This window comes from Halorubrum sp. Atlit-26R (genome assembly GCF_003666015.1).
Taxonomy (GTDB): Archaea; Halobacteriota; Halobacteria; order Halobacteriales; family Haloferacaceae; genus Halorubrum.
In genome coordinates, this window is sequence record NZ_QPLT01000397.1 from 1 (window position 1) to 511 (window position 511).

Consider the following 511-nt stretch of genomic DNA (forward strand, 5'->3'; position numbering starts at 1 on the left):
GCATCGCAGCGACAAACTCAGCCTTTAACATCACGTAATGTACTGCAATACTTAGAAGTGTTACACCCATTAGTAACGCAGAGTGCCACATATCCTCAACGAGGACCATTGCGAGAGCACTCCCGAGCGTGACTAACGCGAAGAACACGAACACGATCAGTTCGAGATGTTGTGTCATATATGAATCTCCCTAGGAGGACTATATTGACGTGACCGTTTTGGGTAGATTTCATCGTTTATCATTATTTAGCTAATAGGTCTAATTCTTGTAACTTCGATTCTACTATGTCGAATGCTGTTCCAGCCTGCTCAATACTGGTTGCTCCCGTGACCACGGCTTTTCCACTCCCAAACAGCAATATTACGACATCTGGTGTTTCCAGTCGGTACACGAGACCAGGAAACTGCTCCGGCTCATATTCAATATTCTTAAGCCCAACTCCAATTGCAACCGCATGTAAATTCAGTCGATGGTTGAAATCCCCACTCGAAACAATGTTCTGGATCTGTA

1 pseudogene is annotated in these 511 nt (G+C 44.6%); it reads right to left on the reverse strand.

Features of this window, described 5'->3' with window-relative positions:
- Positions 1–242: 242 nt before the first annotated feature.
- Positions 243–511, reverse strand: a pseudogene (locus tag DVK07_RS21145) (TATA-box-binding protein); the annotation flags it as partial.